This is a genomic window from Streptomyces sp. NPDC022910, assembly GCF_055561075.1.
The window spans coordinates 39,927-60,698 of record NZ_JBVHHL010000013.1 but is presented as its reverse complement, the minus strand read 5'-3'; the positions used below and the strand labels follow the sequence as shown (position 1 = coordinate 60,698).

Genomic DNA, 20,772 nt, shown 5'->3' with positions numbered 1-20,772 from the left:
CTTGCCTGGTCCGTCCACCGTGCTACTGGTGTTCCGAACCACTGTAGTGCCGCAGATCCTGGCACCGGGGTGTCGGCGGCCTGTGCGCCCGCCGCCGCTTTTCACAGCCAAGGACGTCGACGAGCACGTCGCCGTTCCCCGTCGCCGCACGGCCGTGCCCATGGATGCCTACGCCATTCGCCTTGTTGTGCACATGGGGGTGTACGTACGCGGCTCCCGCACGCGTTCGACGAGAAGACGCTCGCTTCGGTGCAGTTGGTTGCCGGGATCGGGCGTGACCGATCTCAAGCGGACACCGGCCGGGCACTGGTCAGGCACTTTTGCGGGCAGAGCCGACCAATCAAGATCACTTGGTGGTGGGCGGCGGGCGTGTTGTCGGTGGCAGGTGCGAGGATGCATCCCGTACTGGCCGATGTGCTCGTGCGCGGTGGGGGAAGTCGCGGTGGGCGACCGCGACGCGGCTCCGTCCCCGCCCGCGGGCGCACGCACGCGAGGGAGCCTGCCTCGTAGGCGAACCGCGGATGCGCACAGAAGGGACCGCTGACGGCGATGCAGATCCGGCTGACCGTCGTAGACCCGCTGGGGCCGCCCCCGGAGGCACGGGTGCGCGCCGCGAGCTGCGACGTGCTGGTCACCGCGCCCGCGGGGACGGCGCTGGCCGCGGTGGCGTCGGGCCTGGCCTCGGCGGCCGGCTCGGGCGACGGTCCGGTGGTGCTGTACGCGGGCACGGAGCGGCTGGACGCCCAGCGCTGCACGCTGGGCGAGCCGCCGCTGCTGGACGGCGCGGTGCTGACCCTGGGCGCCCCCGCGGAGCCGGGCCCCGAACCGGACGAGGACGCGGCCCAGTTGCATGTGGTCGCGGGCCCGGACGCGGGCGGCGTCCATCTGCTGCACGGGGGCGTGATCCGCATCGGCCGCTCCGCCGACGCCGAGGTCCCGCTGGACGACCCCGATGTCTCCCGGCTGCACTGCGCGGTCACGGTCGCCGACGACGGCCGCGTGTCGGTCGCCGATCTGCACTCGACGAACGGCACGGCGCTCGACGGCAGGCCGGTGACCGACCGTCCGGTGCGCTTCGCCCCGGGGGCCCTGCTGCGCCTCGGTGAATCGGCCCTGCGGCTGGCCCCGCCCGGTGGGGTGCGGGCCATGGGGACGGCACCGGACGGGGAGGGGCATGTACGGGTCCTCGGCGAGGAGGATCCGGGAGATGCCGCCGGGGTCGTCGGCGCGGACGACCGCACCGGGTCCGGGCGTCCCTCCCCCGACGACGGCGCCTCCGGGGACGGACACGGCTCCGGGCCGGGTGCCCGGGAAATGCGCCCCACTGCGGACACCGGCCGCGCCGACCGCCGGGCCACGGACACCGGCCTCTCCGGAGACACCCACCACGGCTTCGGCTTCACCGCCTGGGGCGCCTCCGGCGGGGTGGGCCCGGGGGCACAGGGGCCCGGGCCCGTGGAGCCGCCCATCCCGTCACCGGTCGTACCGGGGCAGGGCGGAGCGCCGCTGGTCGAGAGCCACGATCCGGCCGCCGAGCGCACGCGCAAGGGCACCCCGCTGCGCGGGACGGACGTGCCGCCGGGGTTGCGCAGGCGCGGCGGCTTCACGGCGTGGGCGCGCCGGCTGACCGGGGGCCGCGTCGACCAGGGCGGCACCGGATGCGAGGCGTACGACGAGGACGGGGGTACGCCGTCGCCCGCGCCCTTCGCGTCTCCCGTCCCGGAGAAATGGCCCGACCCCGCGACACTGCTGTTGGCCGCGCTCGGCCCGGGGCCGCGGCTGTGGGAGCGCGGCCCCGGTCACCCCGAGGCGCTCACCGTGCGGCTGGGCACCGCCGACCGGGCGGCACCGGACGGTTCGGGACTGCTGCCGGCCGTGCCCGTGACGGCCGGGCTGCGCGAGGTGGGGGCGCTGGGCCTCGCCGGACCCCGGGAGCGGCTGGCCGGGCTGGCGCGTGCGGCGGTGGCGCAGCTCGCCGCGCTGCACTCCCCCGACACACTGGAGCTGGTCCTGATCAGCGCGGACCGCTCACGCTCGCTGGAGGAGCGCGTCGCCGACTGGTCCTGGCTCGGCTGGCTCCCGCACCTGCGCCCGGCGCACGGCCAGGACTGCCGGCTCCTGCTGGCGTACGACCGCGAACAGGCCACGGCCCGCACGGACGAGCTGCTGCGCCGCCTCGAGGACCACCTGACGGAACAGGGGGCCCTCACGGGCACGCCCCGCACGACCGACCAGGGAATCCGCCGCACCGACCCTGGCAGCCACCGCACCGACGCGAGCCGCCCGACCGGCTCCGACCGGCCGGCCGGAACGGCCGGTCCGGGCAGCCCTCCGGCCGACCGGCAGGACCCCTCTTCCGTGCGGGGCGCCGCCCGTCGTCCCTCCTGGGCGCGGGACGACGACCCTGCGGACGGCGCCTTCGCCGGGCCGTACACCGTGGTGGTCGTGGACGGCGACCCGGGCGGTGCCGATGCGCGCGAGGCCGTGGTGCGGCTGGCACAGCAGGGGGCGCGGGCCGGGATCCATGTCGTCTGCCTGGCCGAGGCGCCCGCCGCGTCGCCCGCCTCGCCGGTGACAGAGACGTACGAGGCCGCGTGCGCGGTCTCCCCTGCCTTCCACGCATGCGGGGCCGTCGCCCTGCTGAGCGGCGATGTGGCCACGGCGCTGCGACTGTTGCGGGTCGCGCCCGGCGAGGGGGCCGATACCGGGCGTGGGCTGCGTGCCCCGGTCGGTCACGGCACGGTCGCCGCCGTGGACGCGGTGTCCCCGGCGTGGGCCGAGCGGTTCGCGCGGGCGCTCGCCCCGCTGCGGACGGACGGCGGCGGGGACCGGCTCGGGCGCGTGTCGGCGCCGCTGCCCCAAGCTGCCCGGCTGCTGGACGAGTTGGGTCTGGCGCGGGCCACGCCCGCGTCGCTGATGGCGCGTTGGGCGGACGCGACGGACGACACCCAGGCCCCGGGCGGCCGCGCCTGGGCGGTGCTCGGCGCCGGGCCGCGTGGTCCGGTGTGTCTGGACCTGGCCGCCGAGGGGCCGCATCTGCTGGTCGAGGGCCCGCCCGGCAGTGGTCGCACGGAGGTGCTGCGCTCGATCGCCGCGTCGCTCGCGTCGGCCGAGCGCCCGGACCGGCTGGGGGTCGTGCTCGTGGACGGCCGCGAGTGCGGGGCGAACGGCGGCTCCGGCGGGGACGGCCTGCGGGTCTGTACGGACCTGCCGCACGTCACCACCCACCTGGCAGCCAACGACCCCGTGCGCATGCGGGAGTTCGCGCAGTCGCTCAGCGCCGAACTGAAGCGGCGGGCCGAGTTGCTGGGGGGGCTCGGCTTCGCCGAATGGCACACGCGGCAGCAGGTGTCGGGCCGGATCGTGCCGCAGCGGGCGGGGAGTTCGGCCTCGGGCGACCTGGACACACCGCCGAGCACGACGCTGAGGCTGCGTCCCGCGGCGAGCCGGCAGCAGACGGAGGCGGGGCCGCCGCTGGCACGGCTCGTCGTGCTGGTCGACGACCTGGATGCGCTGCTGTCCCCGGCGCTCGGCTCACCGGGCCGCCCGGCGGCCGGGTCGGTCGTACGGGCGCTGGAGGCGGTGGCCCGGGACGGGGAGTGGCTCGGGGTGCATCTCGTCGCCGCCGCGGGCCCGGGCGGGCGGGCGGCGGAGTGGGAGCCCGCCCGCGCGGCCTCGCTGCGTATCATCCTGGAGGGGGTGTCGTCGGGAGCGGACGAACCGGCGCCCGGCCGCGGGCGGTTGACGCGAGCGGACGGCAGGGTGACGCCCTTCCAGGGCGGGCGCATCACGGGCCGTATCCCCCGCACGGCGACGCTGCGCCCGACGGTCGTGCCGCTGGAGTGGCCGCGCATGGGCGACCCGCCGGACCGGCGTCCCGTCCGCGAACTGGGCAACGGGCCGACGGACCTGGCCCTGCTGGCGAGCGCTCTGGAGAGGGCGGCACGGTCGGTGTCGGCGGTCGAGGTGCCTTCGCTGTTGTAACGCCCGGGTTCCAGATGCCCGGCCTGCCCCGGGTGGTGCCGCCCTCGTCACTGACCGCACGTCACGACGAGGTCACGATCACCCGGTTGACAGTGCAGGCGCTCTTGCCGCCCCGAACGACCCCGCGTAGACCAGAGCGCACGGAACAGCACTCGCGCACGTTCGACGAGGGACGAAGAACGGGGCAGTGATGCACAGCACTCTTCGTACACGCAAGTCGCCGAAGCACCCCAACCCCAGGACCCGCAGAGCCGCACAGGCCGCGGCGGCCGCCTTCATCGCCGGGGCGATCGCACTCACCGGCTGCGGCAGCGACAACGACAAGAGCAGCAATGACAAGGCGAGCGGTGGCAGCAAGGAGAGCGGCGCCACCGTCACGCTCCCCAAGCTGAACGGCCAGAGCCTGGAGGTCGCCGCTGTCTGGACCGGCGCCGAGCAGGCCAACTTCAAGAAGGTGCTCGCCGAGTTCGAGAAGCGCACCGGTGCCAAGGTCACCTTCGTGCCCGCCCAGGACCCGATCATCAACTTCCTCGGTTCGAAGATCGCCGGTGGTCAGCCACCGGACGTCGCACTGCTGCCCCAGCCGGGCGCCATCAAGCAGGCCGTCGACAAGAAGTGGGCCAAGCCCCTCGGGCCCGAGGCCCAGGCGCAGCTCGCCAAGAACTACTCGCAGGGCTGGCAGGACCTCGGCAAGGTGGGCGGCAGGCAGTACGCCGCCTACTACAAGGCCGCCAACAAGTCCCTGATCTGGTACAACGCGAAGGTCCTCGAGAACGCGGGTGCTCAGGAGCCGAAGCGCTGGGAGGAGCTGATGGCGGTGGCCCAGGCCGTCTACGACTCCGGGGTCACCCCCTTCTCCGTCGGCGGCGCCGACGGCTGGACTCTCACCGACTGGTTCGAGAACGTCTACCTCTCCCAGGCGGGCCCCGACAAGTACGACCAGCTCGCCCAGCACAAGATCAAGTGGACCGATCCGTCCGTGAAACAGGCGCTGACCACGCTCGCCCAGATCTGGGGCAAGAAGGACTACATCGCGGGCGGCGCGAACGGCGCACTGCAGACCGAGTTCCCCGCGTCCGTCACCCAGACCTTCACCGGCGGCGACCAGCCGAAGGCCGCCATGGTCTTCGAGGGCGACTTCGTGCAGGTCAACATCGGGGAGACCAAGGCGAAGATCGGCACGGACGCGAAGGTGTTCCCGTTCCCGGCCGTGGGCGGCCAGGCGCCCGTGGTCTCCGGCGGTGACGCGGCCGTCATCCTGAAGGACTCCAAGGCGGCCCAGGCGCTGGTCACCTTCCTGGCCTCGCCGGACGCCGCGACCATCCAGGCGAAGCTCGGCGGCTACCTCTCGCCGAACAAGGCGGTCGCCCTGTCCGCGTACCCGAACGAGGTGCAGCGGAAGATGGCCGAGGCGCTGATCTCCGCCGGTGACACCTTCCGCTTCGACATGTCCGACCAGGCCCCGCAGGCCTTCGGCGGCACACCCGGCAAGGGCGAGTGGAAGGACCTCCAGGACTTCCTGAAGAACCCGAAGGACGTCGCGGGCACCCAGGCGAAGCTGGAGGCGGACGCGGCGAAGGCGTACGGGGGCTGAGCCGGCCATGACGTCGGCCACGGCGGCAGGGGTCCCCCAGGCCCCTGCCCCGCCCAGGACGCGCAAGAGCGTGACCGGCACGCGCAGGACCGTGGCAGCGCTGTTCCTGCTGCCCGCCCTGGTCCTGCTGGGCGCGCTCGTGGTCTACCCGATCGGGTACTCGCTGATCCGCAGCTTCCTCGACCAGTCCGGCGGCTCCTTCGCCGGATTCGACAACTACCAGGCACTGTTCACGGACGACGGCATCCGCACCGCCCTGAAGAACAACATCATCTGGGTGGTGTTCGCGCCGACCGTCTCCACCGCGCTGGGCCTGATCTTCGCGGTGCTCACCGAACGGGTGCGCTGGGGCACGGCGTTCAAGCTGGTCGTCTTCATGCCGATGGCGATCTCGATGCTCGCCGCGGGGATCATCTTCCGGCTGGTGTACGACCAGGACCCGGGCAAGGGCGTCGCCAACGCGGTGTGGGTGGGCGTCCACGACACGTTCGCCGAGTCATCCGCGTTCCCGAAGGCACACCCGGGCCGTCAGTCGCCCCTCAAGCCCGACCACGGCGGCTTCGTCACCACGGCGAGCGTGCACACGGGCCAGTCGGTCGCGCTGCCCTTGGTGGGCGTCGCCCCCGACCAGATGCCGAAGAGCGCGAAGCGGGCCGTCCAGGCGAAGCCGGAGCCTGGGAAGATCACCGGCACGGCCTGGCAGGACTTCACACGCGGCAAGGGCGTCGGGAAGCTCGGCGCGGTCGACCCGTCCGAACAGGGCTACGCGGGCATGCGGATCGAGGCGGTGAAGGGCGGCAAGGTGTTCGCCTCCACCAAGGCCGCGGCGGACGGGACGTTCACGCTCCCGGCGGCCGCCGACGGCGCCCGACTGCGGCTGCCGGCCGGCAACTTCAGGGAGCCGTACAACGGCGTCGACTGGCTCGGTCCGGCGCTGGTCACGCCCGCGGTCATCGGCGCGTACGTGTGGATGTGGGCCGGTTTCGCGATGGTGCTGATCGCGGCGGGGCTCGCGGGTGTGCCGCGGGAGCTGCTGGAGGCCGCGCGGGTGGACGGCGCGAACGAGTGGCAGGTGTTCCGCCGGGTCACCGTGCCGCTGCTGGCGCCCGTGCTCGCGGTCGTCACCGTCACGCTGATGATCAACGTGCTGAAGATCTTCGACCTGGTCTTCATCATCCCGCCGGGCTCCTCCCAGGACGACGCGAACGTCCTGGCCCTGGAGCTGTACCGCAAGGGCTTCTCGGAGGACCAGCCGGGCATCGCCAGCGCGATCGCTGTGTTCCTGCTGCTGCTCGTCATCCCGGTGATGCTGTTCAACATACGGCGGCTGCGGCGGGAGGTGCGGCGATGACGACACATGCCGGAAGTCTCTCCAAGGCGGTGCCCGTCACGGCCGTCAAGGCGAAGCGGTCCCTCGGCGCGCGGCTCGCGGAAGGCGTCGGCGGTGGTCTGGTGCGCGTCTTCCTCATCGTGGTCGGCCTGTTCTGGCTGGTGCCGACGATCGGTCTGCTGCTGGCCTCGCTGCGCAAACCGGCCGACATGAGCGCGTCCGGCTGGTGGACGGTCTTCAGCAAGCCCTCTCAGCTGACCTTCGAGAGCTACCAGAAGCTCCTGGAGAACAGCGACATCACCAGCTCCCTGCTCAACACGGTCCTGATCACCGTCCCGGCCACGGTCCTGGTCGTGGCGATCGGCTCCCTCGCGGGGTACGCCTTCGCCTGGATGGAGTTCCCCGGCCGCGACTGGTGGTTCCTCGGCGTGGTCGGCCTGCTGGTCGTCCCCGTGCAGGTGGCGCTGATCCCGATCGCCGAGCTGTTCGGGAAGATCGGCCTGTTCGGCACGGTCTTCGGGGTGGTCCTCTTCCACACGGGCTTCGGACTGCCCTTCGCAGTGTTCCTGCTGCGGAACTTCTTCGCGGAGATCCCCCGGGAGCTGCTGGAGGCGGCCCGGCTCGACGGCGCGGGCGAACTGCGGCTGTTCGCCCGGGTGGTGCTGCCGCTCGGCGGCCCTGCGATCGCCAGCCTCGGCATCTTCCAGTTCCTGTGGGTGTGGAACGACATGCTGGTCGCGCTGGTGTTCACCAAGTCCGGCACGCAGCCGATCACCGTCGCACTGCAGACCCAGGTACGCCAGTTCGGCAACAACATCGACGTCCTCGCCCCGGGCGCGTTCATCTCGATGGTGATCCCGCTGGCCGTCTTCTTCGCGTTCCAGCGGCAGTTCGTGTCGGGTGTCATGGCGGGTGCCGTCAAGTAGAGCCGGTCCGACGCCGGTTCAGGGGGTGGACCGACGCTCGGTCCACCCCTTCGCCGTTCACCTGGGGTTTCCCTCGGCGTTCCCCCATATGCCGCAGCGAGCGTAACCAAAGCGGCCCATCGGCCGTTCCCGGGCAGTATGCCCGTGCCGATCCCATGGATGCCCCTTGCCCAGGTTCAGTGTCATCGTCCCCGCGTACAAGGTTCAGGCGTACCTGCAGGAATGCCTCACATCCGTGCTGGAACAGTCGTACACGGACATCGAAGTGATCGCCGTCGACGACCGCTCGCCCGACGCCTGCGGCGCGATCATCGATGAATGCGCCGCCCGTGACGCCCGTGTCCGCCCGCTGCATCTGCCGCAGAACATGGGGCTCGGACGGGCTCGCAACGCGGGTCTGGAGCGGGCGACCGGTGACTACGTGCTCTTCCTGGACGGCGACGACACCCTGGCTCCGGACGCGCTGCGGGACGTCGCCGACCGGTTGAAGGAGACCTCGGACCCGGACGTCCTCGTCTTCGACTACGCCCGTACGTACTGGACCGGGAAGACGGTCCGCAACCAGCTGGCCGGCCTGCTCACCGAGGAGGGCCCGGCGCCCTTCCGGCTCGACGACCGCCCCGGCCTGCTCTCCCTGCTGATGGTGGTCTGGAACAAGGCGTACCGCCGGGAGTTCATCGAGCGTGAGGGCTTCACCTTCCCGCCCGGCTATTACGAGGACACCCCGTGGACGTTCCCGGTGCTGCTGACCGCGGACACGATCGCCACGCTCGACCGCGTCTGCGTGCACTACCGCCAGCGCCGCCAGGGCAACATCCTGGGCTCGACCAGCCGCAAGCACTTCGACGTCTTCGACCAGTACGACCGGGTCTTCGCGCACCTCGAGGCGCATCCGGAGCTCGCCCACTGGCGGCCGGTGCTGTTCCGCCGCATGGTCGACCACCTGACCACCGTCTACGCCCGGCACGGGCGGCTGCCCCGGGACAGCCGCGCCGAGTTCCTGCGCCTGGCCCGCGCCCACTACCGCCGCTACCGCGTCCCGGGTGCGCCCCTCGGGCTGCGTCACTTACTGATCCGCCTCGGCAGCCACCGCACGTACCGCACGCTGTCGCTGGCGTCCCGGCTCGCGCACCGCACCGGACGCCTGGTGGCCAGGGCGGGCGGGCGTCTGACCGCCGCCGCGCTGCAGGCCCACTACCGCCTGCAGCTCCGTCTCCCCCTGCGCGCCGACCGGGCCGTCTTCACGCGTGACGCGGGAGGCAGGTACGGCTGCAACCCGGGCGCCCTGGAGTCCGCCTTCCGCAACCTGGTCCCGCACATCCGCACCGCCTGGATCGCGCATCCCGAGCACCACCACACGATCCCCGTGGCCACGCGCCGGCTGCGGCCCGGCTCGGCCGCCTACTGGACGGCGCTGGCCCGCTCCAAGTACCTCGTCCACAACGCCGACTTCGACCCCGGCGTGGTCAAGCGTCCCGGCCAGGTCCTGATCCAGACCCGGCAGGGCACCCCGCTCAAGCGCATGGGTCTGGACCTCCAGGACCGTCCGGCCGCCGCCCGCGGCACCGACTTCGGCCGGATGCTGCGCACCGCCGACACCTGGGACTACGTCGTGTCCGGCAACCGCCACTCCACCCTCGTCTGGGAGCGCGTGTTCCCCTCGGGGTTCACCACGCTGGAGTACGGCCTTCCCCGCAACGACATCTTCGCCCGCGCGACCTCGGCGGACGTGGCCCGGCTGCGCCAGACGTTCGGCATCCCCGAGGGCTCGGTGGCGGTCCTGTACGCGCCGACGTGCCGCGACTATCGCCGCGAGGGACGCCTCGCCCTCGATCCGGAGACCTTCCTGCGCCGGCTCGGCCCGCGCTTCGTGCTGCTGACTCGCGCGCACCCCTCGTACGGCGAGCCGCTGACTCGGGCCGCCGGCGGCCGGGTCATCGACGTCACCGGCCACCCCAGCGTCGAATCGGTGTGCCTGGCCTCGGACGTGCTGGTCACCGACTTCTCGTCGCTGATGTTCGACTACGCCAACCTCGACCGGCCGATCGTCGTGTACGCGGACGACTGGGAGGCCTACGAGGCGGTCCGTGGCACCTGCTTCGACGTGCGCGCATTCCCCCCGGGCGCGGTCGCGCGCGACGAGGACGAGCTGATCGACATCTTCACGACCGGCCACTGGTGCGGCTCGCGCTCGGCGCAGCTGCGCAGGGCGTTCCGCGAGCGCTTCTGCCCGTACGACGACGGGCGCGCCGCCGAGCGGATCGTGCGCCGGGTCGTGCTCGGGGAGAGCGCCTGGCTGCCGTCGGTCGTTCCGCTGGCGGGCCGGCACCCGGTCCCGTCCGCCGCGGCCGGTGTGCCCCCCGCCCCGCTCACCACCGTCCCGGCGCCGGGCCGCCGCATGCCGGTCACCGAGCGTCTCTGAGCCCCTCGACCCACCTCACCCCGGAGTTCCGCCATGCCGCGCAGGCCCACCCCCACCCGGCCCGCTACCTGGCGCCCCGCCGCACGGCCGGGGCGCTGACGTCCACCATGCCCACGACGCACCGGCTCCGGGACAGGAACCGGGGCCCGAGAGAAAGAGCAGAATGCCCCGCTTCAGCATCATCGTCCCCGCCTTCGGCGTCGCCGGCCGCCTGTCGCAGGCACTGGACTCCGTCCTGGCCCAGTCCTTCGGCGACTTCGAGCTGATCCCGGTCTGCGACGCGCCCGACTCCCCGGCGGGCACGGTCGCCACCGTGTACGCCGAGCGGGACAACCGGGTCGTCCCGCTCACCTCGCCGCCCTCAGGCGGGCTGGGCGTGGCGCGCACCACCGGGACCGATGCGGCGAACGGGACGTATCTGCTGTTCCTGGACGGGGACGACGGACTCATGCCCGGCGCGCTCGCGGCGATCGACGCGCGCCTGACGGCCACCGGTGAGGTGGACGTCCTCTACTTCGACCACGAGCGGGTCCACTGGTGGGACGGCGAGACGTCCACTCCCGCACTCGGCAGCGCCCCCGAGGGCGCCTTCGCTCCTGACCGGGCCCCGGAGCTGACCGGTGTGTCCGTGCCCGCGTGGAGCGCCGCCTATCGGCGCGCGTTCGTCGCCGAGCACCGGCTCGCCTTTCCGGCCGGCCACTTCACCGATATCGGCTGGGGCGGTCTGGTCACGCTCGCCGCCGAGCGCATGGCGGTGTTGCGCTCGGTCTGCGTACGGCATCTGGTGCGCCGCCAGGGCAGCCGGCTCCACAGCCCCGGCGAGCACCAGTTCGACCTCCTCGACCAGGTCGACCTGGTGCTGCGCCGGGCCGCCGAAGCCGCCCTGCCCGCCGACCGGTTGCGGCCGCTGTTCGAGCAGTTGTTCTCCGTCGTCCTGCGGACCGCCGCGCATCCGGAGCGGCTGCCCGCACGTCTGCGCCGGCCCTTCTTCCGAAGGGCCGGCCGCCTCTACCGCCGCCACCGCCCGGCCGGGTTCCGGGCGCCCGCGGGCAGCGTCGGGGTACAGCACCGGCTGCTCGCGTCCGGGGCGTACAGCGCGTTCCACGCGCTGCGCGGGGTCAACCAGGGCACCCAGGGCGCGGCGAAGGCGATGAGGAAGGCGCCGGTGCCGCGCATGCGGCGCACCCACCTCCGGTACGCGCTGGGGCTGCGCCGTCCGCTCGACGCGAACCTCGCCGTGTACTGCGCGTACTGGGGCCGCGGCTACGCCTGCAATCCGGCCGCGATCCACGCCAAGGCCCGCGAACTCGCCCCGCACATCCGCTCGGTGTTCCTGGTCGAGCCGGACGCCGTGGGCAGCGTGCCCAAGGACGTGGAGTACGCGGTGATCGGCAGCCGTGCGTACTGGGACGTGCTCGCCCGCGCCACGTACCTGATCAACAACGCCAACTTCGCGGACGGCGTGGTCAAGCGCTCCGGCAGCGTGCATCTGCAGACGCAGCACGGCACCCCGCTGAAGAAGATGGGCGTCGACCAGTCGACGTACCCCGTGGTCGCGGCCGCGACCGGCAGCTTCACCAAGTTGCTGACCCGGGTGGACCGGTGGGACTACAACCTCTCCTCCAACCGGCACTCCAGCGAGATGTGGGAGCGGGCCTTCCCGGGCTCGTACGAGAACCTCGAGTACGGCTATCCGCGCAACGACGTCTACTACACCGCGACCGCCGACGACGTGGCCCGCATCCGCCGCGAGCTGGGTGTCCCCCAGGACAGAAAGGCCCTGCTGTACGCGCCCACGCACCGCGACTACAGCAGCGGCTTCGACTCGCGTCTCGACCTGGAGGCGTTCTGCGAGGCGATCGGCGACGACTACGTCGTCCTGCTGCGCGCCCACTACTTCTACGAAGGGGACGCGGCGGGGAACAGCGGCCGGATCATCGACGTCACCGGGCACCGCTCCGCCGAGGACGTCTGTCTGGCCGCCGACGCGCTGATCACCGACTACTCGTCGATCATGTTCGACTACGCCAACCTCAACCGCCCGATCGTCGTGTACGCGGACGACTGGGAGGTCTACCGCGAGACCCGGGGCGTCTACTTCGACCTGATGGAGGCACCGCCGGGCCGGGTCGCACATACGCCCGAGGAACTGGCGGCCGTCTTCCGTGACGGCTCGTACGCGGACGAGTCCGCCGCCACACTGCGCGCGGCGTTCCGGGAGCGCTTCTGTCAGTTCGACGACGGACGCGCCGCCGAACGCGTGGTGCGCCGGGTGCTGCTGGGCGAGCCGCCCGAGTCGATCCCACCCGTGATTCCACTCGCCGAGCGCATCCCGGCCCCGGCCCACGCCCTCGTGAGGAGCTGATCCCCGTGCCCCGCTTCAGCGTCATCGTCCCCGTCTTCAAGGTGCAGGGCTTCCTGCGCGAGTGCCTCGACTCGGTGCTCGGACAGTCGTACGCCGACTTCGAGGTGATCGCCGTCGACGACTGCTCGCCCGACGGCTGCGGGGCGATCCTCGACCAGTACGCCGAGCGCGACCCGCGCCTGCACGTGCTGCACCTGCCGGAGAACGTCGGCCTGGGCCGGGCCCGCAACGCCGGAATGCCCTACGCCACCGGGGACTACCTCCTCTTCCTCGACAGCGACGACACGCTCACCCCGGGTGCACTGCGCGCGATCGCCGACCGGCTCGAGGAGACCCGGGATCCCGACGTCCTGGTCTTCGACTACGCCCGCACCTACTGGTGGGGCGGCACCCGGCGCAACGCGCTGGCCCGGGTGCTCGCCGAGGCAGGCGACGGCACGTTCACCGCGGCCGAACGCCCCGAGATCCTCGAACTGCTGATGGTGGTGTGGAACAAGGCCTACCGCCGGGACTACGTCACCGAGCGCGGCTTCAGCTTCCCGCCGGGCTACTACGAGGACACGCCCTGGACCTTCCCCGCCCTGCTCAGCGCCCGGCGGATCGCCGCCCTCGACCGGATCTGTCTCAGCTACCGGCAGCGCCGCCAGGGCAACATCCTGTCCACCACGAGCCGCAAACACTTCGACGTCCACGACCAGTACGAACGGGTCTTCGCGTACATCGGCGCCCATCCGGAGCTGGACCACTGGCGGCCTTATCTGCACCGCAAGATGGGCGAGCACTGTCTGGACATCCTCGCCAAGCCGGACCGGCTGCCCGCGTCCGCCAAGGCCGAGTTCTTCCGGCGCACCGCCGAGCTCTTCCGTACGCACCGCACACCGGAGCCGGTCCCGGCCGAACTGCGCGTCCTGGAGGGGAGTCACGTCCGCTACCGGACCCGGCAGCGCGCCGCCGCCGTCGGCGAGGTGCTCGGCCTGCGTGGCCGGCAGGCCCGCGGGATGGCGGCCGGGCGGATCAAGCGCGGCTGGGCCTGGGCGCACGAACAGCGCCCCCTGGACCCGAACCTGGCGGTCTACTCGGCGTTCTCGCACCGCGGCGTCCTCGGTGACCCGGCCGCGATCCACCGCGCGGCACGCGACCTGGCACCCCACATCCGGAGCGTGTGGGTCGTGCGCGAGGACCAGGTCGAGCGGCTGCCGCCGGGCATCGAGTACGTCCTGCCGAACTCCCTGGCCTACCGCCGGATCACCGCGCGGGCCAAGTACTTCGTCAACAACGTCAACTGGCCCGGCACCCTGGTCAAGCGCCCCGGCAGCGTCCACATCCACACCCACCAGGGCACGCCGCTGAAATACATGGGGACCGACCTGCTGGGCAAGCCGGGCGCCCGGCACGGGCTCGACGTGCCGCAGATGCTGCGCCGCGCCGACCGCTGGGACTACAGCCTGGTCGCCAACCGCCACTCCGAGCTGGTCTGGGACCGCGCCTACCCCTGTTGCTTCACCTCGGTCCGCAGCGGCAGCCCCCGCAACGACGTCCTCGTGGACGCGAAGCCCGGCGACGGAGCCGCCTTCCGGTTCCGGCACGGCATCCCGGAGGACCACACGGTCGTGCTGTATGCGCCGACCCGTCGCGACCATGTGCGGGGCGGTCACGTGGACCGCTTCGACCTGGCTCGGTTCGCCGAGGACCTGGGCGAGGGCCACACCCTCGTGGTACGGCTGCACCCGTCGCTCGCGGACGGTCCGGCCCGTGGAATGGGGCTGGCGGAGCTGCACCGGCGGGGCGTGCTGGTCGACGCCACCGACGAGCCGCACGTCGAGGAGGTGATGCTCGCCTCGGACGCCCTGGTCACGGACTACTCGGCCCTCATGTTCGACTACGCCAACCTGGACCGGCCGATCGTCGTGCACGCGGACGACTGGGCTGTGTACACGGCGAGCAGGGGCACGTACTTCGACGTCAGGGCCCACGCCCCGGGACATGTCTCGGGCTCGTACCGGGAGCTGGCGTGGCTCTTCGCCTCCGGATGCTGGCAGGACGCGGAATCAGCGGCGCTGCGGGCCGGGTTCCGGGCCCGGTTCTGCGAGTTCGACGACGGGCGGGCGGCCCAGCGGGCGGTGCGGACGTTGATGCTGGGCGAGCCGGACGTCCCGGCCTTGATCCCGGCCCCCGCGACGGGCGACTACGACGTCCTGACCACCACGTGAGAGCCCGCCCGGGGCCGGGAGGAGGTCCGGCACCGGGCGTCGGCATGCGTGCGGCCCCGTACGCCTTCGGAGGCGTGCGAGGCCGCGCACGGTGGTGGTTACTCGATGACGAGCTCGACCGGGATGTTGCCGCGGGTCGCGTTCGAGTAGGGGCAGACCTGGTGGGCCTGCTCGACCAGCTTGCGGCCGGTCGTCTCGTCCACGGACTCCGGCAGCTCGATGCGCAGGGTGACCGCGAGGCCGAAGCCCTCGCCCTGCTTGCCGATGGTGACCTCGCCGGTCACCGCGGCGTCGCTGACGTCGACCTTGGCCTGTCGGCCGACCAGGCCGAGGGCGCTGGCGAAGCAGGCCGCGTACCCGGCGGCGAACAACTGCTCGGGGTTCGTGCCCTGGCCGCTGCCGCCCATCTCCACCGGGATGGCCAGCTGGAGGTCGAGCTTGCCGTCAGAGGTGACCGCCCGCCCGTCGCGGCCGTGCGTGGCGGTGGCGACTGCGGTGTAGAGCGCGTCCATGGAAAACCATCCCTCTCGAATGTCGTGTCCGGCGGCCGGCCCTTCCGTCCGTCCGGGCCGCCTCACGGACACAAGTAGAGCACACAATTCAGTTGCGTACAACTGAATGGCGCCGCACGAGCTACCCTGGGGGCATGACGACCACGCCGACCCCCAGCACCAAGGCCCCGGCGGGCGAGCAGTTCCTGCGACTGGACCACCAGATCTGCTTCTCGCTCAACGCCGCGTCCCGCGCCTTCAACAGCGTCTACCGCGTCGTCCTCAAGGACCTCGGGCTCACCTATCCGCAGTACCTGGTGATGCTGGTGCTGTGGGAGCAGGGAGAGCTGCCGGTGAAGGCGCTCGGCGAGCATCTGCGGCTGGACTCCGGCACCCTGTCGCCGCTCCTGAAGCGGCTGGAGGCGGCGGGCCTGGTACGGCGGGAGCGCAGCATCCAGGACGAACGGTCCGTGCACGTCCACCTGACGGACGAGGGAACGGCACTGAAGCAGCGCGCCCTGCTCGTGCCGCCCCGGATCGCCGCGGCGACGGGCTTCACCCTGGAGGAGATCATGGACCTGCACGCCCGCCTCGACCGGCTGACCCGGGCCCTGGACGCGGCGGCGCTGGAGGAGACTCCGGGCTGCGTCTAGGCGCCGGACCGGGGCTCCTCCCGGCGTACGTAGAGTCGAAGAGTGATGCCCGGGCGCACGTACTCCTTACGGGTGACGAACTCCTCGTTCAGGACCGCGAGTTTGGCGCGCTCGGTGGGGCTCCAGGGAGTCCAGGAGGGCCGAAGCGCGTAGGGCTCGCTGACCACCCACAGGTACGCCAGCCCGCGAAGCCGTCGCCGCAGCTCCTCGGGCCCGGCCTCCCGCCCGTACAGCGTTCCGTCCTCGGCGGCGGGCACGTCCAGCGCCACGTCCCGGACGCCCCGGAACCCTGCCGGATAGCTCAGCGCCGAGCGCCGCTCCAGCGAGGGCAGGAACAGCACGGGGTCCCCGGGCCGCACGTGCCGCCCCACGACGGCGGAGACGGCCGCGAGGTCGTCGGGCCGATGGGCGGCACGGCGGTCTGCCCGGAGCAGGGGGAACTGCAGAAGCAGCACACCGCAGACGGCGAGGACACCGAGCAGAACGCCACCCCGGCACCGAACCCAGGCGGACGGCTGGACGACCTCCCGCAGGCGGGGCTCAGCGACCCGCGGCAGGTCCCGAAGGGCAACGCCTGCGCCGCTGCCCCCGGGCCGGCCGGGCGCGGGCAGCAGAGAGCCGCGGGCCACCACGCCGTCGTCGTGCGGGTCGTTCCACGAGGCGACGGGGAAGGCGGGCCTCCCAGGGCCGTCCGCCCGCAGCCGACGAACCACCCCGGCCACCCGCTCGGCACCCGCCGCAGCCAACAAAGGCGCCCCGGCCAGCGAATACAGCACGTACCGTTCGTCATACAGAGGCGAGACCTGCGAAACCCCCATCAACACCGCCGGCGGAATCACCAGCAACGGCACAGCCACCCCGGCCAAGGAAATCCCCCGCTTCGGCCCCGGCATCCGCACAGCCAAGGCCATCAACACGAGACACGGCACCACAACCGCCCGTGAAGGCCCCAGGAACTGCCGTACGAGCCGCTCCACGCTCCGCCCGTCGGGCGCCGTCAGCCATGCCACTTGAGCCGCCTGTTCCCGTGAGACCAGCGCCAAGGGCAGCAGCACGAGGACGGCGGCACCGGCGGCGCCCATCCACCCCCGCCACGCCTTCCCCGGTACCCGCGCGAGCACCAGCGTGCAGGCGTGCGCCAGCAGCACCAGCACCGCGAACTCGTGCAGCACACAGGTGACGGCGACGACCACCCCGTACGGCCACCACCTCCCGCCCCGCGCCGCCCGCACGAGCAGCAACGTCGCGCCCGCCACCCCCGCCGACACCAGCGCGTACGAGCGCCCTTCCTGCGCGTAGTGCCCGACCATCGGCGTGACCGCGTACAGCAGCCCCGCCCACAGTCCCACCCGCGGCCGACACAGCCGGGCGCCCAGCGCGGCGACCAGGCCCGCCGTCGCGGCCGCCCCGCAGACCGAAGGCAGCCGCAGCAGCACCTCGCCGGGGTGGACCGCCAGGACCACGTGCATCAGCAGGTAGTACAGGCCGTGCACCGCGTCCACGCTGTGCAGCAGATGCCAGATCTGGGGCGCCGAGCGGCGCGCGACCTGGAAGGTCACCGCCTCGTCCCGCCACATGCCGTCGCGGTCCAGTCCCCACAACCCGATCGCGAACATGACGACCACGGGCACGAGGACCGCCGCGTACTCCGTACGCCTCTCCGGTAACCGACTCATGCCCGCATTCAACATGCCCAGATTTTGTACTATTAACTAACCTTTGCTGGGCGTTGACGGCGTATCTGCCTACATGCGACATTCAAGCGGCCTACCATCCGGACTTGATGAGCGTCTCGAAGAGTGTCACGAAGTCCCGGGCGACCGCGTCCGCGCCCGCTTTCCCGTCCCTTCTGAAGAGGGTCCGCAAGAGACAACGGTTGCTTCTCCTCGCCGTCGGCTGGCTCGCCAGCCGCGCCCTGATGCTGTGGCTGCTCGCCCACGACCGGTACCCCCTGCTCGGCCGGGGCGGGGTCGCCCGAGAGGTATGGAAGCTGTACTTCCACTGGTACGGCATCCTCCGGCACGGCGCGTTCCCGTCGGGCGACCATCTGTGGCAGTACCCGCCGGGAGCGGGAGCGGTGCTGCTCTCTCCCGCCCTGCTACCGGGCTTGACGTACTTTCAGGCGTTCGTGGTCCTCACGCTGCTCACGGATGCCGTGATCGCAGTCGTGCTCGCACGCGCGGGCACACGCCCGGACCGCTCGCTGGGCGGCGCGGCACTGTGGACGGCGGGCCTGCCGCTGCTGCTGCACATCCCGCTGGCCCGGTACGACGTACAGGTCACCGCCTTCGCGGTCATCTCCTTGTTGACACTGCCGCGTTCCACGCGCGCGTGCGGCGCGTTCGCGGCGCTCGGCGCCCTGGTGAAGGTGTGGCCCGCGCTGGCGCTCATCGGCACCCCGCGCGGCCGTACGACCCGTGAGGCGTGGACGGCGGCCGCGGTCACCACCGTCACGCTGCTCGCCCTGCTCGCCGCCCTGTTCCGCCACCCGTTCGACTTCCTGCGCCAACAGGGCGGCCGGGGCGTGCAGATCGAGTCGCTGGGCGGCACCGTGCTCATGTTCGCGCGCCGGGCCGGCTGGCCGGGGCGCACCCGCTACCAGTACGGGGCCGTGGAGTTCGTGGGCCCGCACGTGCACACGGTCGCCGTCTGCTCGCTCGCGCTGACCGCGGTTGCCTTCAGCCTCCTGCTGCTGTGGCGGTTGCGGAACCGCCACTGGACGCCCGCGACCCCGTACGACGCGGCGCTCGCGGCCGTTCTGCTGTTCACGGCGACGAGCCGGGTGATCAGCCCCCAGTACATGGTGTGGCTGATCGGACTGGCCGCCGTCTGCCTGACGTCGCGGCACACCACACAGCGCCCGGTGGCCGTGCTCGTCCTGGCGGCGACCGCGGTGAGCGTCGTGGAGTACCCCGCCTACTACGGGGATGTCATCAACAGCACCTGGGTGGGCTGTGTGCTCATGTTCGTACGCAACGGACTGCTCGCTTCCGCCGCGGTCGTGTCCCTCGTCCGCCTGTGGCGCACCGGACGCGCCCTGCCGGAACGGCCGAAATCAGACATCCCTCCGCGCAACCCGGACCGGATTCCCGCCTTCTTCCACACCGGCGGTTAATCGCTTCTTAACAAATGATTACCAGGTATCCCTAATGTTCCGACTCGTGGAATCGATGCACCCTCACGATGCACAGGTCAGCGTCGTCGTCATCGGATACGACGACGCGACTCATGTGACGGACGCGGTGCGTTCGGCCCTCGCCCAGGGCGGTGTCGTCCGCGAGGTGATCGCGGTCGACGACGCATCGAGCGACGGCAGCCCCGAGTTGCTCGAGGCCCTCGCGGCCGAGGACCCTCGCGTCAAGGTGGTGCGCAGAACCGCCAACAGCGGCGGCTGCGGCACTCCGCGCAACGACGGGATCGACGCGGCGACCGCCCCGTACGTGATGTTCCTGGACAGCGACGACGTGCTGCCGCCCGGCGCGGTGGACGCCCTGCTCATGGCGGCCGTCGCGCACGGGACCCCACTCGCCGCGGGCCTGTGCGTGCGCCGCGAGCTGCCCTCGGGCCGGGAGACCCCCTGGCAGCCGGAGCTGTACGAGCGGCCCGCGGTGGTCTCCCGCCCCTGCCGGCGCCCCCGCCTCGCGTACGACACGCTCTGCGTCAACAAGCTGTACCGCACCGACTTCCTGCGCGAGCACGGCATCCGCTTCCCCGACGGCCGGTTCCCCTATGAGGACTTCGTGTTCGGCGCGCGCGTACTGGCCGCCGGACCGAGCATCGCCCTGGTCCCCGAGACGGTCTACATCTGGCACGTCCGCCGCTCCGCCCGGCGTCTGTCCATCTCCCTCGACCGCGCCGACATCGACAACTGGAAGGCGCGAATGGAGGCGAACCGGCGGGCGTACGAGATCCTGCTGGGCTCCGGCGAGAAGCGGCTCGCGCGTGCGGCACGCACCGCCTTCCTGGACCGCGGCCTGCGGATGTACGCACGGGAACTCCCGCTGCGGGAGGCCGCGTACCACAGCGAGTGGTGGAAGCTCACGCGGGCGTATCTCTCGGACTTCGACTCGGCCGACTTCGCCCAGGCGTCCGTGCCGGGGAGGGTCGTCGCGCAGGTGGTCCTCGCCGCCGAACAGCCGCGCGACCTGCACCGGCTCAAGGAACTGGCGGCCCGTCCGGCGCGGCTGACCCCGCCCTACGCGAGCACGGCCGACGGCACCCCGGTCTGGTCGGCCGATCTGCCGCAGGTGCAACTGGAGCACCTGTTGCACCGCCCCATGCGGCACCTGCCGGTCGCCGTCGACGCGGAACTGCGCCCGAGCGCCCGTGCCAGCCGGCTGCGGCTGCGCCTGCACGAGCTGTACGGGCGGGTGGAGAACGCGCGTCCGGCCAGGGTCGACGTGGAGTTCACGCTCCGGGAGCGCGACGACCGGGCCGGCCTCTCGTACACGGCCGCGCTCCGGCGGGAGACCGACTCGGACGACTGGACCGCCGAGACATGGGTGGACCTCGCGGCACTCGGCGCCGGCACCTGGGACCTCAAGCTGACGCTCCGCTTCGACGACGGCACCAGCCGCGACACCACGGCCCACGCCCTCACCGGTCCGGGTCTGCTGAGCCGCCGCGTGGTGCCGAGCCTGAGGCACGGCGTACTGCTGGTGCAGCCGTACGCGACGCACTCGGGGGCCCTCGCCCTGCGGGTGGCGCCGGGGGTGCGAGGAGCGAGGTCCGTTCTGGGCCGCAGGTTCCGACGCCTGGTTCACCGGAAGTGACCGCACGACACCCTGGGTCAACTGG

The 20,772-nt window shown here is 72.2% G+C and carries 12 protein-coding genes; 10 read left to right on the top strand and 2 right to left on the bottom strand.

The genetic code is table 11. From position 1 onward, the window contains the following. Window positions 1-549: 549 nt before the first annotated feature. The 7 genes from ACZ3TS_RS15305 to ACZ3TS_RS15275 all read left to right on the top strand — a co-directional run bounded on the left by ACZ3TS_RS15305 (window position 550) and on the right by ACZ3TS_RS15275 (window position 14,831). Window positions 550-3,984 (top strand): FHA domain-containing protein, encoded by a 3,435-nt coding sequence (locus ACZ3TS_RS15305; protein WP_467617853.1) that lies wholly within the window; start codon window positions 550-552, stop codon window positions 3,982-3,984. A gap of 190 nt (window positions 3,985-4,174) precedes the next feature. After that, window positions 4,175-5,578, top strand: coding sequence for an ABC transporter substrate-binding protein (locus tag ACZ3TS_RS15300; RefSeq protein ID WP_467617850.1), 1,404 nt, complete (start codon window positions 4,175-4,177; stop codon window positions 5,576-5,578). A 7-nt stretch (window positions 5,579-5,585) separates the two neighbouring features. Next, a complete protein-coding gene (locus ACZ3TS_RS15295) occupies window positions 5,586-6,929 on the top strand; it encodes a carbohydrate ABC transporter permease (RefSeq protein ID WP_467617848.1) in 1,344 nt (447 codons plus the stop codon). Continuing rightward, window positions 6,926-7,834 (top strand): carbohydrate ABC transporter permease, encoded by a 909-nt coding sequence (locus ACZ3TS_RS15290; protein WP_467617844.1) that lies wholly within the window; start codon window positions 6,926-6,928, stop codon window positions 7,832-7,834. Before ACZ3TS_RS15295 ends, ACZ3TS_RS15290 begins: the two co-directional genes overlap by 4 nt. Window positions 7,835-8,000: 166 nt before the next feature. Next, window positions 8,001-10,256, top strand: a complete 2,256-nt coding sequence (locus tag ACZ3TS_RS15285) for a bifunctional glycosyltransferase/CDP-glycerol:glycerophosphate glycerophosphotransferase (protein WP_467617841.1) — start codon at window positions 8,001-8,003, stop codon at window positions 10,254-10,256. Window positions 10,257-10,419: 163 nt separating this feature from the next. Next, the gene (locus ACZ3TS_RS15280; RefSeq protein ID WP_467617839.1) at window positions 10,420-12,621 is read left to right on the top strand and encodes a bifunctional glycosyltransferase/CDP-glycerol:glycerophosphate glycerophosphotransferase; all 2,202 of its coding nucleotides are present in this window, start codon (window positions 10,420-10,422) and stop codon (window positions 12,619-12,621) included. Between the two features lie 5 nt (window positions 12,622-12,626). Next, window positions 12,627-14,831, top strand: coding sequence for a bifunctional glycosyltransferase/CDP-glycerol:glycerophosphate glycerophosphotransferase (locus ACZ3TS_RS15275; protein WP_467617836.1), 2,205 nt, complete (start codon window positions 12,627-12,629; stop codon window positions 14,829-14,831). 98 nt (window positions 14,832-14,929) lie between these two features. Here ACZ3TS_RS15275 and ACZ3TS_RS15270 read toward each other — a convergent pair whose 3' ends face one another. Beyond that, window positions 14,930-15,343 carry an organic hydroperoxide resistance protein gene (locus ACZ3TS_RS15270; RefSeq protein ID WP_467617834.1) on the bottom strand — a complete coding sequence of 138 codons (414 nt, stop codon included), beginning with the start codon at window positions 15,341-15,343 and terminating at the stop codon, window positions 14,930-14,932. 134 nt (window positions 15,344-15,477) lie between these two features. On the opposite strand from ACZ3TS_RS15270, the gene ACZ3TS_RS15265 reads away from it, so the two are divergent. Beyond that, window positions 15,478-15,975 carry a MarR family winged helix-turn-helix transcriptional regulator gene (locus ACZ3TS_RS15265; protein WP_467617832.1) on the top strand — a complete coding sequence of 166 codons (498 nt, stop codon included), beginning with the start codon at window positions 15,478-15,480 and terminating at the stop codon, window positions 15,973-15,975. Here the strand turns inward: ACZ3TS_RS15265 and ACZ3TS_RS15260 are convergent. Then, complete coding sequence (locus ACZ3TS_RS15260; protein WP_467617829.1) at window positions 15,972-17,651, bottom strand: glycosyltransferase family 39 protein; 1,680 nt, start codon at window positions 17,649-17,651, stop codon at window positions 15,972-15,974. The two genes, ACZ3TS_RS15265 and ACZ3TS_RS15260, sit on opposite strands and share 4 nt — an antisense overlap. Before the next feature lie 107 nt (window positions 17,652-17,758). Here ACZ3TS_RS15260 and ACZ3TS_RS15255 point away from each other — a divergent pair, with 107 nt between their 5' ends. After that, entirely contained in the window at window positions 17,759-19,090 is a 1,332-nt protein-coding gene (locus tag ACZ3TS_RS15255; RefSeq protein ID WP_467617826.1) for a glycosyltransferase 87 family protein, read from the top strand. Between the two features lie 55 nt (window positions 19,091-19,145). Further along, entirely contained in the window at window positions 19,146-20,747 is a 1,602-nt protein-coding gene (locus tag ACZ3TS_RS15250; RefSeq protein WP_467617823.1) for a glycosyltransferase family 2 protein, read from the top strand. Window positions 20,748-20,772: the final 25 nt, after the last annotated feature.